The organism is Mycobacterium sp. NGS49 (genome assembly GCF_059812565.1).
The window spans coordinates 174,372-190,735 of record NZ_JCALCX010000002.1; the positions used below are offsets into that span (position 1 = coordinate 174,372).

Annotated in this window: 8 protein-coding genes; 1 reads left to right on the forward strand and 7 read right to left on the reverse strand. The window is 67.3% G+C overall.

Annotated elements, in window-relative coordinates; all coding sequences use genetic code 11:
* Window positions 1-59 precede the first annotated feature (59 nt).
* From AC5Y7D_RS02745 to AC5Y7D_RS02770, 6 genes are all read right to left on the reverse strand, one after another.
* A complete protein-coding gene (locus AC5Y7D_RS02745; protein ID WP_499921282.1) occupies window positions 60-1,070 on the reverse strand; it encodes a succinylglutamate desuccinylase/aspartoacylase family protein in 1,011 nt (336 codons plus the stop codon).
* Window positions 1,067-1,972, reverse strand: a complete 906-nt coding sequence (rimK, locus tag AC5Y7D_RS02750) for a 30S ribosomal protein S6--L-glutamate ligase (protein WP_499921284.1) — start codon at window positions 1,970-1,972, stop codon at window positions 1,067-1,069. The genes AC5Y7D_RS02745 and rimK overlap by 4 nt, the downstream gene beginning before the upstream one ends.
* The gene (locus AC5Y7D_RS02755) at window positions 1,969-2,451 is read right to left on the reverse strand and encodes an ATP-dependent zinc protease family protein (RefSeq protein ID WP_499921287.1); all 483 of its coding nucleotides are present in this window, start codon (window positions 2,449-2,451) and stop codon (window positions 1,969-1,971) included. The genes rimK and AC5Y7D_RS02755 overlap by 4 nt, the downstream gene beginning before the upstream one ends.
* Window positions 2,452-2,691: 240 nt before the next feature.
* Window positions 2,692-3,084: a holo-ACP synthase AcpS gene (acpS, locus tag AC5Y7D_RS02760; protein WP_499921289.1), complete on the reverse strand. Its 393-nt coding sequence runs from the start codon at window positions 3,082-3,084 to the stop codon at window positions 2,692-2,694.
* A gap of 28 nt (window positions 3,085-3,112) precedes the next feature.
* Window positions 3,113-12,397: a fatty acid synthase subunit beta domain-containing protein gene (locus tag AC5Y7D_RS02765; RefSeq protein ID WP_499921292.1), complete on the reverse strand. Its 9,285-nt coding sequence runs from the start codon at window positions 12,395-12,397 to the stop codon at window positions 3,113-3,115.
* 550 nt (window positions 12,398-12,947) lie between these two features.
* Window positions 12,948-13,667, reverse strand: a complete 720-nt coding sequence (locus tag AC5Y7D_RS02770) for a DUF1906 domain-containing protein (RefSeq protein ID WP_499921294.1) — start codon at window positions 13,665-13,667, stop codon at window positions 12,948-12,950.
* A gap of 164 nt (window positions 13,668-13,831) precedes the next feature.
* Here AC5Y7D_RS02770 and AC5Y7D_RS02775 point away from each other — a divergent pair, with 164 nt between their 5' ends.
* Window positions 13,832-14,983, forward strand: a complete 1,152-nt coding sequence (locus AC5Y7D_RS02775; RefSeq protein ID WP_499921297.1) for an aromatic ring-hydroxylating oxygenase subunit alpha — start codon at window positions 13,832-13,834, stop codon at window positions 14,981-14,983.
* Here the strand turns inward: AC5Y7D_RS02775 and AC5Y7D_RS02780 are convergent.
* Complete coding sequence (locus AC5Y7D_RS02780) at window positions 14,972-16,297, reverse strand: lipocalin-like domain-containing protein (RefSeq protein WP_499921299.1); 1,326 nt, start codon at window positions 16,295-16,297, stop codon at window positions 14,972-14,974. The genes AC5Y7D_RS02775 and AC5Y7D_RS02780 overlap by 12 nt on opposite strands.
* Window positions 16,298-16,364: the final 67 nt, after the last annotated feature.

Genomic DNA, 16,364 nt, shown 5'->3' on the forward strand with positions numbered 1-16,364 from the left:
GCTCGCCCGGTCCGCGTACCTCTTTGCATCAGCACTGCGCCACAACGCTTTTCGGTCGATCAGCCGTCGTCGTGCGCGGCCTGGAAGTCCTCCACGCGCTGCGCGACCTCCACGACGTCTTCGAAGCGCGCCACATGGAACAGGGCGTCGCCCTGGTGGACGATCGGTAGTTGGGTTCGGCCGATCACCAGCCCGGAGTGGTCCGCCGTCACCTCGATCTCGGCGTCGCCGAAGGGATCGGCGACCTTGCCGATGAGCTCCCCCCGCTCAACACGCGCCCCCAGCGGTTTGGCGGCGCGGAACATGCCGCTCTCCGGCGCGCGCACCCACGCGCTCGATCGCGCCACGAACGGCTCGGTGCCGGCGCGCCGCCGGCGTGACGGCGAGAGCATGCCGAGGGCACGCATCACGTTGACGATGCCCTGCACTCCGGGTCGGATCGCCAATTCAGCGAAGCGCAGCGCCTCGCCCGCCTCGTAGATCAACGTCGGGATCCCCAATTGTGCGGCGGCCTCGCGCAGTGAGCCGTCCCGGACAGCGGCATTGATCAGCACCGGCACCCCGAAGCTGCGCGCCAGCGCCAGGGTCTCGGGATCGTCGAGATTGCCGCGGATCTGCGGGAGGTTGTCGCGATGGTTAGCCGCGGTGTGCAGGTCGATGCCGTGGGTGCAATTGGCGACGATCTCGGTCATGAATCGGTCGGCGACCTTTGCGGCGAGCGAGCCGCGTCCCGAGCCGGGGAACGAGCGGTTGAGATCGCGCCGATCGGGGAGATAGCGCGACTGGTGGAGCACCCCGTAGACGTTGACGATCGGGATCGCGACAAGCGTCCCGCGCAAACGCGATAGCAAGGGCAGGCGCAGCAGACGCCGGATGATCTCAACGCCGTTCAGCTCGTCGCCATGCACCGCGGCGCACACGAACAGCCGAGGGCCGTCGCGCCGCCCGCGCACCACCTGCACCCGCATCGTCAACGGCGTGTGGGTGTAGAGCTGCGGGACCGGCAGCTCGATGGTGGCACGGGAACCCGGCGCGATTGATTCGCCGCCGATCAGCAGGTCGGCGCTCAACCCTTACCCCTGGTCTTTGTCTTGCCACGCCGGGCGTTCTTCTCGATGAACTCGATTATGAGCCCGGCGACGTCGCGCTTGGTCGCCTCCTCGATGCCCTCTAGGCCGGGTGAGGAATTGACCTCGAGTACCACCGGCCCGTGATTCGAACGCAGGATGTCGACGCCAGACACATTGAGGCCCATGCGCTTTGCGGCACGAACCGCGGTCGAGCGCTCCTCGGGCGTGAGCCTGATGAGCGACGCGGCGCCACCGCGGTGCAGGTTGGACCTGAACTCACCGGACTTCGCCTGGCGCTTCATCGCTGCCACCACCTTGTTCCCGATCACAAAGCAGCGGAGGTCAGCCCCGCCCGCCTCCTTGATGTACTCCTGAACCAGAAAGTTCGCTTTCAACCCCCGAAACGCCTCGATAATGGCCTCAGCAGCGGAGCGGGTCTCGCACAGGACGATGCCATTGCCCTGGGACCCCTCCAGCAACTTCACCACCAGCGGGGCGCCGCCTACGATCTCGATCAACTCCGAGGTCGCGTCGGTGGAGTGCGCGAAGGCAGTGACCGGCAGCCCGATCCCCGCGCGCGCGAGAATTTGCAGCGAGCGCAGTTTGTCGCGCGACCGAGTGATCGCAACGGACTCATTCAGGCAGTACGTGCCCATCATCTCGAACTGACGCACCACGGCCGAGCCGTAGAAGGTGACCGACGCACCGATCCGGGGAATCACGGCGTCGAAGGGATCGAGTTCCTCGCCGCGGTAGTGGACGGCGGGATCGTGCGAGGCGATGTCCATGTAGCACTTGAGGTGATCGAGCACCTCGACGTCGTGCCCGCGGCACTCCGCGGCCGCGACCAGGCGGCGGGTGGAGTAGAGCTCCGCGTTGCGGGACAGAATCGCGATTCTCATCGCTGTGCTCCCGCCCGGCGGGCGGCGCGACGCGGCAATCCGGACAGGTAGGAGCGGGCCGGGTCAACCCGAAAGCGTCCGCGCAGCGCGGTTCTCCCGAGGAGCATCCGGAAGCGCATCGTCTCGCGGTCGGTGAGAGTGATCTCCGCCGAGAAGCGCTCACCGCTGACCTCGACCACGGTCTCGATCACCAGCCGTCGCTCACGGTGCCCACCCGAATCGGCGACGATGCGCTCGTCGAGGACGTCGGCGAGACAGATCCGCTCGACGCTCGGGTCGTTCTGCAGGGGCCGCATCCCGAAGCGCACCCGCCGCCGGCCGTTTTCGATGAGCGGCTCGACGAAGAAGGCGTGCAACGCGGAGGTGCGCGCGCCGGTGTCCACCTTGCACTTGATGTGTTCGATCCCGAGGCCGGGAAGCGACACCCACTCCCGCCACCCGAGCAGCGTGCATTCGCTGTTGTCGATGGTGCCCGCCATGGACGTGTAAGACTCCGACCGGAATTCGAGTTGACCGAAGCGCCGGAGGGCGTGCGACCGGCTCGGCGTTGAGAGCGGTAATGCTATCACCCGCGTGCGTCCAGAACATGAGCCCTGCGGCCCGGGCGGCTGTGGATGTTCCTGTGGCAGTGCGCTTTCGAGCACCTTTCGCGAGCAGACACAAAATCGCATTGGAGCGTGAGCTCCATTGCTGATTTTGCGTCTGCTCGCGAAAGACAGCTAGGTGGTCTCCAGGATCGCGACCGCGGCCGCGGTATCGGCTTCGTGGGTCAGCGACACGTGAATCGTCACATCGGCCAGATGCTTGGCGATCTCGCCGCTCAACCGGACCCGTGGTCGGCCCCACATATCGGTGACCACCTCGATGTCGCGGTGGATGTCCTCCGGCAACACCGGCCGCTGGGCGAACCGCGACCCGGACCAGGCCTTGATCACCGCCTCCTTGGCCGCCCACCGGGCGGCCAGATGACGCGCCGCCGACGAACTCTTGTCCGACGCATCGCGGCGCTCACCGGGAGTGAACGTCTCGGCGAACACCGTCCCCGGCTGATCGACCTGTTCCGCGAAATCAGGAATGGAGACAAGGTCAATCCCGATTCCGACGATGCCCATGGATGGCCAGGTTAACGGATCGGCCGACTCATTCCGCAGGGACCTGATAGGCCCCATAGATCTCGTCGTCGCCCAGCCGTGCGGCCGGGTTCAACAACATCGACGCCTCCTGCCGCTTCTCCGGCGCGTCGTGGTCGAAGCGGCGGTCCGGCGGGCGCTGGTACATCGGCTCACCTCCGGCGATGGCCGAAGCCAGCCGGCGCTGGCCCGCCAGCAGCCGGGCATCGGCACGGCGCTGGTAGTCGGCACGCTGCGCTGGCTCCAACGAGGCGATGAACGCCTGCGGGTGCACCAGCGCCACCAGACCCGACACGTGGCCGAATCCAAGGCTGGTCAACAGCCCCGCCTTGAGCGGGAACTTGTCCCCGAGCCGCAGCGTCTCGCGCAGCCAGACGAAGTGCGCCGAGCCGGCCAGTTCGTCGTCGACACAGTCCAGGCTGCGGTTGGGCGGAATCACCCCGTCGCGCAGCATCTGGCACAGGCCCATCATCTGGAAGACCGCGGCACCGCCCTTGGCATGTCCGGTCAGGCTCTTCTGTGACACCACGAACAGCGGGGCGCCCTCCGAGCGGCCCAGCGAGTCGGCGAGCCGCTCGTGCAACTCGGTCTCGTTGGGATCGTTGGCCAGCGTCGACGTGTCGTGCTTGGAGATCACCGCGATGTCGTCGGCGGTCACGCCCAGCTTGGCCAGAGCGCGCGCCAGCGCCGAATCCTTCCCGCCCCGGCCGGCCCCCAGCGCGCCCAGGCCCGGCGCCGGAATCGAGGTGTGCACCCCGTCACCGAACGACTGCGCGAAGGCCACCACGGCGAGCACCGGGAGCCCCATCCGCAGCGCCAGGTCGCCGCGCGCCAACAGGATGGTGCCCCCGCCCTGGGCCTCGACGAAGCCCAGCCGGCGCCGGTCGTTGGGCCGGGAGAACTTCGAGTCCTCGATGCCGCGGCCACGCATCATCGACGTGTCGGCGGTGGCGGCCATGTCGCCGAAGCCGATGATGGCCTCCAGCGTCAGGTCGTCCAGACCGCCGGCCACCACCAATTCGGCCTTGCCCAGCCGGATCTTGTCGACACCCTCCTCGACCGACACGGCCGCCGTCGCGCAGGCTGCCACGGGGTGGATCATCGACCCGTAGCTGCCAACATAGGACTGAACCACATGCGCCGCAACAACATTCGGCAGAACTTCCTGCAGGATGTCGTTCGGCTTGTTCCGGCCGAGCAGGTTTCCGTGGTACATGGTCTGCATCGACGTCATGCCGCCCATGCCGGTGCCCTGGGTGCTGGCGACCAGGCTCGGGTGCACGTAACGCATCACTTCGGCCGGGCTGAAACCGGCAGACAGGAAGGCGTCCACCGTCGTCACGATGTTCCACAGCGCGACCCGGTCGATCGAGGTGGCCATGTCCGGGCTGATCCCCCACACGGTTGGGTCGAATCCGGTCGGGATCTGTGCCCCGACGACCCGCGACAGCTTGGTCTTGCGCGGCACCCGAACCTCGGTGCCGGCTTTGCGGGTGACCTGCCAGTCGCCCGAGCCGGGGAGCGGCCGCACCACGGTGTGCTCGGGATCGAACTCGGCGAAGGAACGGGCCTCGGCCTCCGAGGACACGACGAAGGTGAAGTCTTTGTCGAGGAACACCGACACCAGCAGCGGCGAGGCGTGGTCGGGATCGATCGCACCGTCGTCGACGAACTCGCGGATGCCACAGCGTTCCACGACGGTGTCGTGATAACGCTCGACCAGCTCGGACTCGTCCACCAGGTCGCCGGACTGCGTGTCGTACCAACCCGGTTGGGGATCGTCTTCCCAGCGGATCAGTCCGGTGGTCCAGGCCAGTTCGAGAACCCCGGCGGCCGACAGTTCGTTCTCGACCTCCATCTCGAAGCGGGTGCGCGAGGATCCGTACGGTCCGAGTTCGGCGCCACCGACGATCACCACCAGATCGGCCGGGTCGACGTCGAGGTCGGCCCACTCCGGTGGCGGAGCCGGGGCGTAACCGCGCGGGGGTGACGGCAACGCGGAGATGGTGCCCTCGCCCGCGGCATCGTCGTCCGCGTGAGCTTCGGCGGTCATCTCTTCACGGGCCTTGGCCGCAAGTTCGGCCATGTCCAGGCCCGCCTCGGCCAGGCCGCCGGTGAGGTCCGCCTTGATCGGCGAACTTGCCGCAGCAACTTTGGATTCCACGTCGCACAGGTCGAGTAACAAGCCGGCCATCTCGTCGGTCGAGTAGGTGGTGACCCCGGCCTCCTCGACGGCGGTGACGATCGCGTCGTTGTGACCCATCAGCCCCGTGCCACGGGTCCAGCCGATCAGCGCGTGCGCCAGGCTGACTCGTTCGGCCCACGACGTCTCGGCGTGCCAGCGGCTCACCACCGCGTCCAGCGCCGACTTGGCTTCGCCGTAGGCACCGTCACCGCCGAACATTCCGCGGTTGGGCGAGCCGGGCAACACCACGTGCAGGCGGGAGGCGATGTCGCGCTCGGCGCCGATCTTCGACAGACCGCTGATGAGCCGTTGCACGGCCCACAGCAGCACCTTCATCTCCATCTCTGCGCGCGCACCGACCTCGGACATGTCGCCGACTACCCGCGGTGCCGCGAACGGGAACAGCAGTGTCGGGTTCTGCGCGTCCTTGATGTGAATCGACTGTGGCCCAAGGCTTTCGCTCTGCTCGTTGCCGATCCATTCCACCAGCGCGTCGATGTCGGAGTAGGACGCCATATTGGCCGGCACCACCCACAGCGCCGCGCCGTAGCGGGCGTGGTCGCGGTAGAGGGCGCGGTAGAACGACAGCCGCACATCGTCGAGCTTGGACGTCGTCGCGATGACGGTGGCACCGCCGGCGAGCAACCGGGCCGCCACCGATGCGGCGATCGAGCCCTTGGAAGCGCCTGTCACGACGGCGATTTCGTTGCTGTAGGGGCCGGGGTCGGGGTTCTCGGCGCCGGCGGCGATCCGCCCGTACAGCGAGGCGTGGATCTGTTTGCCCGCCGCCAGCGACTTGCCCTGCCACCAGGTGGCCTGGGTCGCGACGACGTGCCCGGCGCCCTCGAAGCGTTCGGACAGCCGCAGCCAGTCGGCGTCGATGTCGCCCTCGTCGGCCAGCCACAACTTGACCAGGTCCTCGCGTGCGCTGGCCCAACGGTCGTCGAAGACGACGGCTTTCTTGCCATCGAATGTCGGGGCGACCAGACGCGGCCAGTCGGCGCCCAACTCCGCGGTGACGAGGTCGATCAGCTCGGCATCGGTGGCCCCGGGCGACACAGCCGGCGCGGGGTCGTCCAGACCCAGCTGGCCCAGCACCAGCCGGGCCGCCGACGCCAGCACCCCGTCGCGTCCGGTGATCTGGTCGGTGAACTCGCTCAGCGCCGCAGCGTCGACGGTCGCGCCGCCGCCACCGCCCGAAGACGGCAGCGACACGGGGATTCCGAGCCGCGCACCCACGGCGGCCACCGCGGCGTCGATGACCTTGTCGACCGACGCGGCATCGGCCAGTGCGCCCTCGTGCAGGTGGCCCATGGCGCCGCCGCGAACGCTGGAGCCCTCTCGGGTGCCCAGCGCCACCTCGACAGTGACGTGCTTGGCCCAGCCTTCGCCCAGCTCCCAAGTCTTCATCACGCGCTCGGCGATGGCCGCCGGCCGCTTGCCGGACGGCCCGAGAACCGTGCGCAACTGGTCGTTGATCGCATCGGACAGCACTGGACCGAACGGCTTGTAGGTACGCGCCAGCTTGGTGACCTGCGCCCGCAGCCCGGCCAGGTCGGCCTCGGCGGCACCGTCGATGGCGCCGAGGTTGAGTTCGGAGCCGAGATCAACCAGCAGCTGGTTACGCCGGGACGACGCGCCGTCGGTGATGGACTCGATGGAGTCCAGCGGCTCGATCTGGTCGAGGCGCATCTTGGCCGAGATGGCGATCAGCGCCAAAGTCGCGTCGGCGGCATCGAATCCGATGTCGTCGGGGCGCGGAGCGCCGGACGGAGCTGCGGCGGGAGCCGGGGCGGCCGCCGCGGCCTCTGGTGCCGCTTCCGCTTCGACCGATTCCACCACGTCGTCTTCCGGCTCGGGGTCGGTGTCGGTGGCGAACAGCACCGCGGCGTCACGCTCGGCGTTGAGCACTTCGATTGTGCTGTGGGCATATTCGGGCAGCTTGAGGGTGTTGGCGGCCAGACCCGCGACCGTCGGCGCGGTCTTCACACCGATCTCGACGAAGCGCTCCACACCCAGGCCACCGGCGGCCTCTTCGATGAAGAGCAGGTCCTGCGTCTCGATCCAGCGCACCGGGCTGGCGAACTGCCATGCCAGCAGCTCGATCAGAACCTTGCGGGCCAGGTCACGCGGGCGCTCGTTACGCCAGGTGTCGTAATCGGCGAGGATCTCGTCGAGTGGTTCGGCGGGCACCAGATCCCGGATCTCCTGGATGAAGTCGCGATCCAGCGTGAAGGGCCGCGGCACCAGGTTCGGGATGTAGCGCCCGATGATCACCTCGGGATCCTTGTCGCGCGGCATCAGGCGCTCCAGCGACCGCCGGAATTCGGCGACACCGACTCGCAGCACCCGCGAGTGGAACGGCACGTCGATGCCCGGCACCAGGATGAATGACCGCTTGCCGCCGGTGATTTCGCGGCGGCGCTCGACCTCTTCCTCCAGCGCTTCCAGCCCGCGCACGGTCCCGGCGATCGCGTACTGCGAGCCGCGGAGGTTGAAATTGACGATCTCCAGGAATTCGCCGGTGCGTTCGGCGATTGCGGCGACGAAGTCGGTGACCTCGTCGTCGGGCAGATCGATCTGGGAGGGCCGGATTGCCGCCAGGCGGTAGTTGGACCGGCCCAACTCGTCGCGCGGGACGATGTCGTGCATCTTGGAGCCGCGATGGAACACGGCCTCCAGCAACGCATCCAGTGCGAACACGCCACTGACGCAGGCCAGCGCGGTGTACTCACCGACCGAGTGGCCGCAGGTGATCGCGGTTTCCACGAAGGCGCCCTGCTCCCGCATCTCGGCGACCTGTGCCGCCGCCACCGTCGCCATCGCGACCTGGGTGAACTGCGTCAGGAACAGCACGCCGTCCGGGTGGTGGTAGTGCACACCACTGGCGATGATGCTGGTCGGGTTGTCCCGTACCACGTGCAGCACCGAGAATCCCAGCGTGCCACGGGTGAAGCGGTCGGCCTCGTCCCACACCTTGCGGGCCGCCTTGGACCGGGCCCGGACGTCCATGCCCATGCCCTTGTGCTGGATGCCCTGGCCGGGGAACGCGTAGACCGTCTTCGGTGACGCCAGCCGCGCGGTCGCCGACATCACCGGATCCGACCCGATACGGGCCGTGACTTCCAAAACCTCTGCACCCTGGTCGATTCCGACGCGGTCGACCCGAAAGTCCACCTCGTCGCCGGGACGCACCATGCCCAGGAACCGGGCGGTCCAGCCGATCAGCCGGGCCGGCGGGCGAGCCTGGCCATCGGTGGCGGTCACGGCGTGCTGCGCCGCGGCGGACAGCCACATGCCATGCACGATCGGCGATTCCAGCCCGGCCAGCAGCGCGGCGGCCTTGTCGGTGTGGATGGGGTTGTGGTCACCAGACACCACGGCGAACGGGCGCATGTCTACCGGGGCGCCGATCGTGACATCGCGGCGGCGCCGGCGTGGGGTGTCGGTGGCGTTTTCGGACACGGCGCCACCGGCGCGGGCCGGGTCGGTGAGTTCGGCGGTTCCGGTGCGGCCGAGGATTGCGAACCGCTCCTCAAGGGTGGCGACCACGGCGCCGTCGCTCCCGGTGACGGTGACCGTGACGGGCACGACGCGGCCCATGTCGGTGTCGGTGGCCCTGGAAGCGGTTGCGGCGATGGTCAATTGGGCCGGGACCGTGGGCAGCGGACCGGCCAGCCGCACGGCGTGGTCCAGGTGCACCAGGCTGAGCAGCCCTTCGACCACAGGTACGCCGGTGTCGGTCACCGCCGCGCCGATGGCCGCGAAGACGGCGGGCCAGCAATGTCCGACGAGCGCGTCGGGCACGGTGGTGAGGCTGGGTGCCAGTTGCTCACTGAAGGTGGCGGTCACCCCGGTGTGGTCGGCAACCCGTTCGGGATCCCAGTCCACGGTGAGCGTTGCCGTGCCGTCGTGTACCTCGGGCAGCGACTGCGGTCCGTCGACGCCGGCCGCGATGGCCAGCACGGAACGCATTGCGTCGGTGGCGTCTTCGGTGGACACCACCGGGATGCCGCCGTCAATGGTGTTCGGGGGCAGGGTGAAGTGAATGTCGATCCAGGTACCCGATACCGGAACGCTGAGGCTGACGCTCGCACCGTCGGGCGTGACCTGCAACCGCGATCCGGTGGATGTGTGTGTGGCAGTCCGGTTTTCATGCACCTGCCAGTCGCCGGGCTCGGCGATGCGGTGCACCGGGTTGATGGTGGTGCGGCCCGCCCACAGCACGTCGGGTGCGTCCAGCACCACGGCCAGGGGTCCCCGGATGTCGGCGCGACCGAGCCGGCGCGCGGTGACATCCTGCGGCTCGGCGCCCGAGGATGCCAGCACCTCGAGCACTTCATTTATGGCGGCCTGTTCGAAGCGGTCCAGCAGCTCGCCGACGGGTTCGTCCAGCCGGGTAATGCCGGCGACCGCAGCCGGGCCGGGGATGATGCACACCTGGTCGGCGTCATAGCGCGCGTCGTGGGCCTGCCACAGCGAGTCGCTGCGCCACCAGCGCCGGACGTCCTTGTCGATGACCGGCACGAAGTTGACCGGCTTGCCGAGGGTCTTGCACAGGGAGATGAAGAACGGCACGTCGGCCGGGTGCAGCTGCACGGCCTCGGCGTCGGGGTAGTGCGCTACCAGGGTGGCGATGGCCCGCTCGGGGTCTTCCAGCAGCGCCGAGTCGCCGAACTGGGTTTCGATGGGTCCGAAATCCTGTGGGTGCAAACGCGCTTCGGCGCGCTTGAGCATTTCGGCGAACCGGTCGCGCCAGGTGTCGGCCAGCCACGGGCTGCCGGGGGCGGCGGTGTCTGCGGTCGAATCACCTTCGCCGATAGCGAGTTCGACGTACCGCTGCAGCCATTGCAGGTAAGTCATCTCCGCGACGTCGCCGAAGTACGGTTTGGCGGTCTTTGCCATCGCGGCGATGATCTCGTCGCGACGTTCGGCGACCGCATCGGCATCGCCGGCCACCTCGTCGAGCAGCTGCCCGCAGCGCGAGGCGCTGTTGTCGATCTCGTGGATGTCGGCGCCGAGCTGGCTGCGGCTGGAAGCCATGCCGCCCTGAGCTTTTCCGGCGCCGATCCATTGATCGGTGCCGCCGGTTTCCACCAGCATCTGCTTGACCGAGGGCGACGTGGTGGACTCCAGCGTCGCCATGGCTGCGGTGCCGACCAGGATTCCGTCGATCGGCATCAACGGGAAGCCGTAGTCCTGCGCCCACCGCCCGGACAGGTAGTCGGCGGCCCGCTCCGGCGTGCCGATGCCCCCGCCGACGCAGACAGTGATGTTGGCGCGCGAGCGCAGCTCCGAATACGTGGCCAGCAGCAGGTCGTCCAGGTCCTCCCAGGAGTGGTGGCCGCCGGCCCGGCCGCCCTCGATGTGCATGATCACCGGACGAGTGGGCACCTCGGTGGCGATGCGGATCACCGAGCGGATCTGCTCGATGGTGCCGGGCTTGAAGACCACGTGGCTGATGCCGATCTCGTTGAGTTCCTCGATCAGCTCGACGGCTTCCTCGAGATCGGGGATGCCGGCGCTGACCACGACGCCGTCGATGGCGGCGCCGGACTGACGGGCCTTCTGTACCAGTCGCTTGCCGCCCAGCTGCAGCTTCCACAGATACGGATCCAGAAACAGCGCGTTGAACTGGTAGGTGCGGCCGGGCTCGAGCAGGCCGGCCAGCTCCGCGACCCGGTCGGCGAAAATCTCTTCGGTGACCTGGCCGCCGCCGGCGAGCTCGGCCCAGTGCCCGGCGTTGGCCGCGGCCGCCACGATCTTCGCGTCCACCGTGGTCGGGGTCATGCCCGCCAGCAGGATCGGCGAGCGTCCGGTCAGCCTGGTGAATTTGGTCGACAGCTTCACCCTGCCGTCGGGCAGGCGCACGACGGTCGGCGCGTAGCTCGACCAGGCGCGGGCCACCTCGGGGGTGGCACCGACGGTGAACAGGTTGCGCTGACCGCCGCGCGTAGCCGCGGGCACGATGCCGATGCCCAGACCACGGATCACCGGCGCGGTCAGCCGGGTCAGGATGTCACCGGGGCCCAGATCGAGAATCCAGCGCGCGCCGGCGTCGTGCACGCTGGTGATTTCCTCCACCCAGTCGACCTTGTTGACCAGGATGGCGTTAGCCAGCCGGCAGGCGAGCTCCACATCGAGGCCCACTTTGTCGGCCCAGCGGCCGACGATGTCGATGGCATCGGACAAGCGCGGCGTGTGGAAGCCGACCTCGACCTTCACCGGGTCGAAGAGCGGCGCGAAGACGTCGCCACCACGCACCTTGTTCTTGCGGTCGGCTTCTTCCTTCTCCGAGATCTGCTGGCAGTAGAGCTCGAAGCGCGACAACTGCTCGGGGGTGCCGGTGATGACGACCGAACGGCGGCCGTTGCGGATGGACAGCACCGGCGGCAGCACCGTGCGGACGTCCTGGGCGAACTCGTCGAGCAGCGCCTGGATGCGTTCGGGGTCGGCATTGGTGACCGACACCATCGGCGGCCGGTCACCGAGCACCGAGATGCCCCGCCGCCGGGCCACCAGCGTTCCGGCGGCTCCGATCAGCTGGCCCATCGCCAGCAGTTCGACGTCGCGCGTCCCGCCGGCCTTGAGCGACTCGACCGCCAGGACGCCCTGTGAGTGCCCCGCCAGCGCCACCGGCGGAGTTTCGATCAGGTCCATGCCCTGGCGAGCGAGCGCGCGGATGGCGGCGATCTGAGTCAGCAGCACACCCGGCAGGGACACCGCAGCCGACGTCAGGTGCTTGTCCGACGGGACGGTGTCTTCCGCCGCGAGCGATCTCACCCACTGCAACGGCTCGAAGCCGATCGGTCGCACCACCACCAGCTCTCTGGCGACGGGCTCGAGCAGCAGCTCCACCTCGCCGACCAACTCGGCCAGGTCGGATTCGATGCCTGCTCCGGATACCAGTTCCTCAAGGGTCTCCAGCCAGGCGCTGCCCTGGCCCCCGAAGGCGACCGCGTACGGTTCGCCGGCGGTCAGACGATCGACCAGAGCATGGGTGTCCCCCGCGAGCGGGAGGTGCCCCCAGTGCGGTCCACTACCGTCGCGGTCTGCCGACACCTCCCCGCGCTCCGCTGGGGACCCCGTGTCGTGCTCGTGGATCGTCACTTTGATATCTCCCTGTATGCCTCTGTGTCGCGTGTATGCGTCTGTCGCGTCTCGGTTCGGTCGGCCCCGGTTCCCGGACGGCCCCTGCCAAAAGGCCCCGTCGATTCAGGGCGATTCCACACCGAATCGCAGCCGATAGTCGTCTGACCGAAGCCTCGTCGGCGCCCGATCTCGCTACGAAGCGGCGCCATCAACCTGCATCGGACCCCATAAGAGTGTCATAAGGATCTGTACGTTTTCTTGACGTCGGAAGGTTACTGACGAGTTCTACGCACGGGTAACCGTGTCGCGGGTAACACCCGGTCAAACTGAGGGCGCAGGCGACTCGAACAAACGTCCTGCATGCGAGTGGTTACGGTCGAGTAGCCATAACGGCGCTGTTCAAAGCAGCATTGTTACCAAATCGTTATAAGCAATTCTTTGGTCACGCCGAGCCTGCGCCGCCTGGCGCGCTGCAGCGCCGCTGCTACGCCCGTTGCAGTCAACCGCCGACACTGAGCGAACGAGTGTTTGCTGGATTGTTTGTCAGAGTCTTAGGAACGAAAATGGGTCAGGCCCACTGACCGAACTGGGGCTTGAGGATTTCGTTGACGTCCACCCCGACACCGCCCACTGTGCGCTTGTCGATCTCGACCTGGTGAAGATGAGCGGCCGGGTGGGTGTAGCCCTTGGGTGAGCCCCAGTTGTGCTGCCAGAAGTAAGCGCCCAAACCGTCATGGACGGCCCACTCGATGGTTTTCGAGTTGGCGTATACGCCCGTGCGCTGATGCCCGATCACCGACTCCCAGGACCGCAGATAGGGAACGATCTGGTTTTTGTACTGCTCCAGCGACGGGTCGTCGTCGATCGACGCGTAGATCGGGGCACCCGCGGGACCTCCGGCAGCGGCGTGCAGTTCCGCGCCCCGCTTGGCGTGCTGGATGCCGGCCGCGGCACCGCCCAGCCAGTCGGAGGTGCTGCCTTTACCGAATTGGTAGCACGAGACGATCTCGAGGCCGCTTCCGTGCAAGTCCCGCGCCTCAGCGAGCTCGATCGGTTTGCCCAGCATCCAGGAGCCACCCGGCCGCCGGTCCGAGACGTAGCGAATTGCCCCTACCGCGCCCGCGGCCCTGATTTGACTGGCCGGGATGACGCCGGCCGCATAGTCCAGCAAGGTGCCGAGCGAAGCCGACGCCGGCGCAACGCGCAGCGACGCCGCCCCGACGCCCAGGCCCAGCAGGCCAGGAGTCGCGGCCGCGAGCTTGAGCACGTCACGTCGCGACACCGACACACGCCACAGGGTACGCAACAACCCCATCTGACACGTGGATCTCAGCAGTCACATATCTGTCACTATGTCGCAACGGGCACCGGGATAAGCCCTTCTGGATGATTTCGCTTTTAATATAAAGTTAGTAAAGTTAGCCAGAACGCAGGCGCTTCTCGGGGGTAGAGATGCAACACGACCAACTGATCGACCTCACCCGTCGCGCCCTGAAACTGGCACGCGACAAGGCGACTGACCTCGCGCCGGCCCAGCACCAAGTCGATGCCCGTGGGTACACCTCGGCCGACCGGCACGAACGCGACCGCGCCATGGTGATGGCCAGCCCACAACTCGTCGGCTACGTCTCCGAACTGCCTCGACCGGGCGCCTACTGCACCAAGACCGTGATGGGCCGATCCATCCTGCTGACCAGGACTGCCGACGGTTCGGTCCGGGCCTTCGACAACGTCTGTCTGCATCGACAGGCTCAGGTGGCATCGGGATGCGGCGTAGCCAAGCGGTTTACCTGCCCGTACCACGCCTGGACCTACGACAACACCGGCCGCCTGGTCACGGTGCCGGGCCGCGAAGGCTTCCCCGACGTGATGCCGAAGGCCGACGGGCTGACCGAGCTGCCCGCCACCGAGTTCGCCGGGTTCCTCTGGGTGGCGATGGATCCCGGCGTCACATTGGATGTGGCGGCACATTTGGGGCCGTTGGCCGCGGAGCTCGACTCGTGGGGAATCGGTCGATGGTCACCACTGGGCGAAAAGGTGCTCGACTCCCCCATCAACTGGAAGCTGGCCATCGACACCTTCGCGGAGAACTACCACTTCGCCACCGTGCACCAGCAGACGTTTGCGACCATCGCCCGCAGCAATTGCACGGTCTTCGACGCCTACGGACCGCATCACCGATTGATTTTCCCCCTCAACACAATCCTGGACCTGGATGACACCGCCGAGCACCAGTGGGTTCCGTTGAACAATCTGGTTGTCATCTACGCGCTCTTCCCCAACATCGTGATCTCGGTGACGATCGCCAACGGCGAGCTGTTCCGCGTCTACCCCGGCGACCGTCCGGGCAGATCTAGCACCGTGCATCAGAACTCGACGCCGCTGGACATGTCCGACGACTCCGTGGCGGCGGGCGCACAAGCCGTCTTCGAGTATGCGCACGCCACTGTGCGCGACGAGGACTACCGGTTGGTGGAAGGGCTGCAGGCCAATCTGGAATCAGGCGCGCGGCAGCGACTTATGTTCGGGCGCAACGAACCTGGCTTGCAGCACCGACACATCGCGTGGGAGCGGGCACTCGATGGGGTCGAATCAGGCTTCTGACAAGGCCGTGCTGAGATCGTCCAGAATGGTCGCGACCTGCGGCCGTTGGCCGCCGCGCAGGTCAGCCACCAACGCCTGCGCTTCCTCCCGGCGGCCCGCTGCCAGCAGCGATGTCAACTCACCCGCCGCGGCCTGCAGTTGCGGGTCATCGGCAACGGCGGTGGCCAGCACCTCGACCAGTTCCCAGTCCCGGTACATCGCCAGTGAACGCTCGTTGAACGCGAACCCCGTCACCGGCTCACCCGCCAGCGTGCCGCGGTAACGGTAAGGACCCTCCATGTACTCGATGGGCAGGCCGTGCGCGGGCGCGGCCACCAGCGGCTCCCCGACGACGTCCAATTCCATTGCTGCACAAGTTATCCGATGACGATCAGGCAGATATCTGGCCTTGGTAGGCGGCCGGATCAGGGTCCGGATCGCTTCTGGCCACCGCACGTAACCGGTGATCCTGACGTCGAAGTCCTCGGCGCACTGCGGTGGCCGCGCGTCGGGATAGCTGGTCGTGATGCCGGTAAATGGTTGCAGCGCATTGCCTTCGGTGCGAAGAAACTGCCGCCAGATGCTCATGTCCACGCCGTTGTCGAAATTGATGGTCCGCCACTCGTGGGATCTGGTGCGGGGAGGCTCACCGGTTCCGCCGCCGGCATACTTCGGGAACCACTGCCGGTCGACGTGCCCGGCCGTGCCGCTGACCCGCTCATGCATCTGGCCCCAGCGCAGCGTGCCGTCCATCGCCATGCCGGTCTGGAAGTACGAGTAGGTGTCATCCTGGCCGAAGCAGGCGATCTTTCCCTTGTACGTGTCGGCGCCCAGCGGAGTGGGGGCCCGGGTGGGCGTGACGATCAGATCCAGACGCATGAACCGACCGGCCTGATCGGTTCCCACCAGGCTGATCCCATAGGCGAAGGGCCGCAATGCGCCGTCAGCGTCACGTAGGGCCGACCATCGGGCCGCACCGAAACCGGTGTCGTACGTCAGGTCGAGATGGCCGACGGCACTGGACATCTTGGGCTGTGCCCCCGGACCCATGCTGGCCGGCGGCATGTCGTAGTCGGTGTAGGTCCCGTACTCGCCGGTGTCCAGATCGAACAACGCCAGCGTGTAGAAATCGGCGACGATGCTGCCGCCCGGCCGGTTCTTGTTGAAGATGGTCAGGAAGGCGAAGGACCGGTCGGTGTCGGCGGACGCGAGTTCACCGGCGATGAACCAGGTGTCGGACTCCTGGTCGGGGTGTTGGCCTTCCGCCGCGGGAAACTCCAGTTGGCTGTCGCCGGGCACCAATTCGAACGGGTAGCTACGCCAGTCGCTGGTCACGTCACGCCTCGCCTTGAGGGGAAATCCCGCTTTTTTGCTATGTTAGCATCAATAGTGAAGTTAAAGT

What these genes read in the sequence shown, in the direction of transcription:
- rimK (WP_499921284.1), bottom strand. Translation starts at nt 1,972, where the DNA reads ATGAGAATCGCGATTCTGTCCCGCAACGCGGAGCTCTACTCCACCCGC.
- AC5Y7D_RS02755 (WP_499921287.1), bottom strand. Translation starts at nt 2,451, where the DNA reads ATGGCGGGCACCATCGACAACAGCGAATGCACGCTGCTCGGGTGGCGG.
- acpS (WP_499921289.1), bottom strand. Translation starts at nt 3,084, where the DNA reads ATGGGCATCGTCGGAATCGGGATTGACCTTGTCTCCATTCCTGATTTC.
- AC5Y7D_RS02775 (WP_499921297.1), top strand. Translation starts at nt 13,832, where the DNA reads ATGCAACACGACCAACTGATCGACCTCACCCGTCGCGCCCTGAAACTG.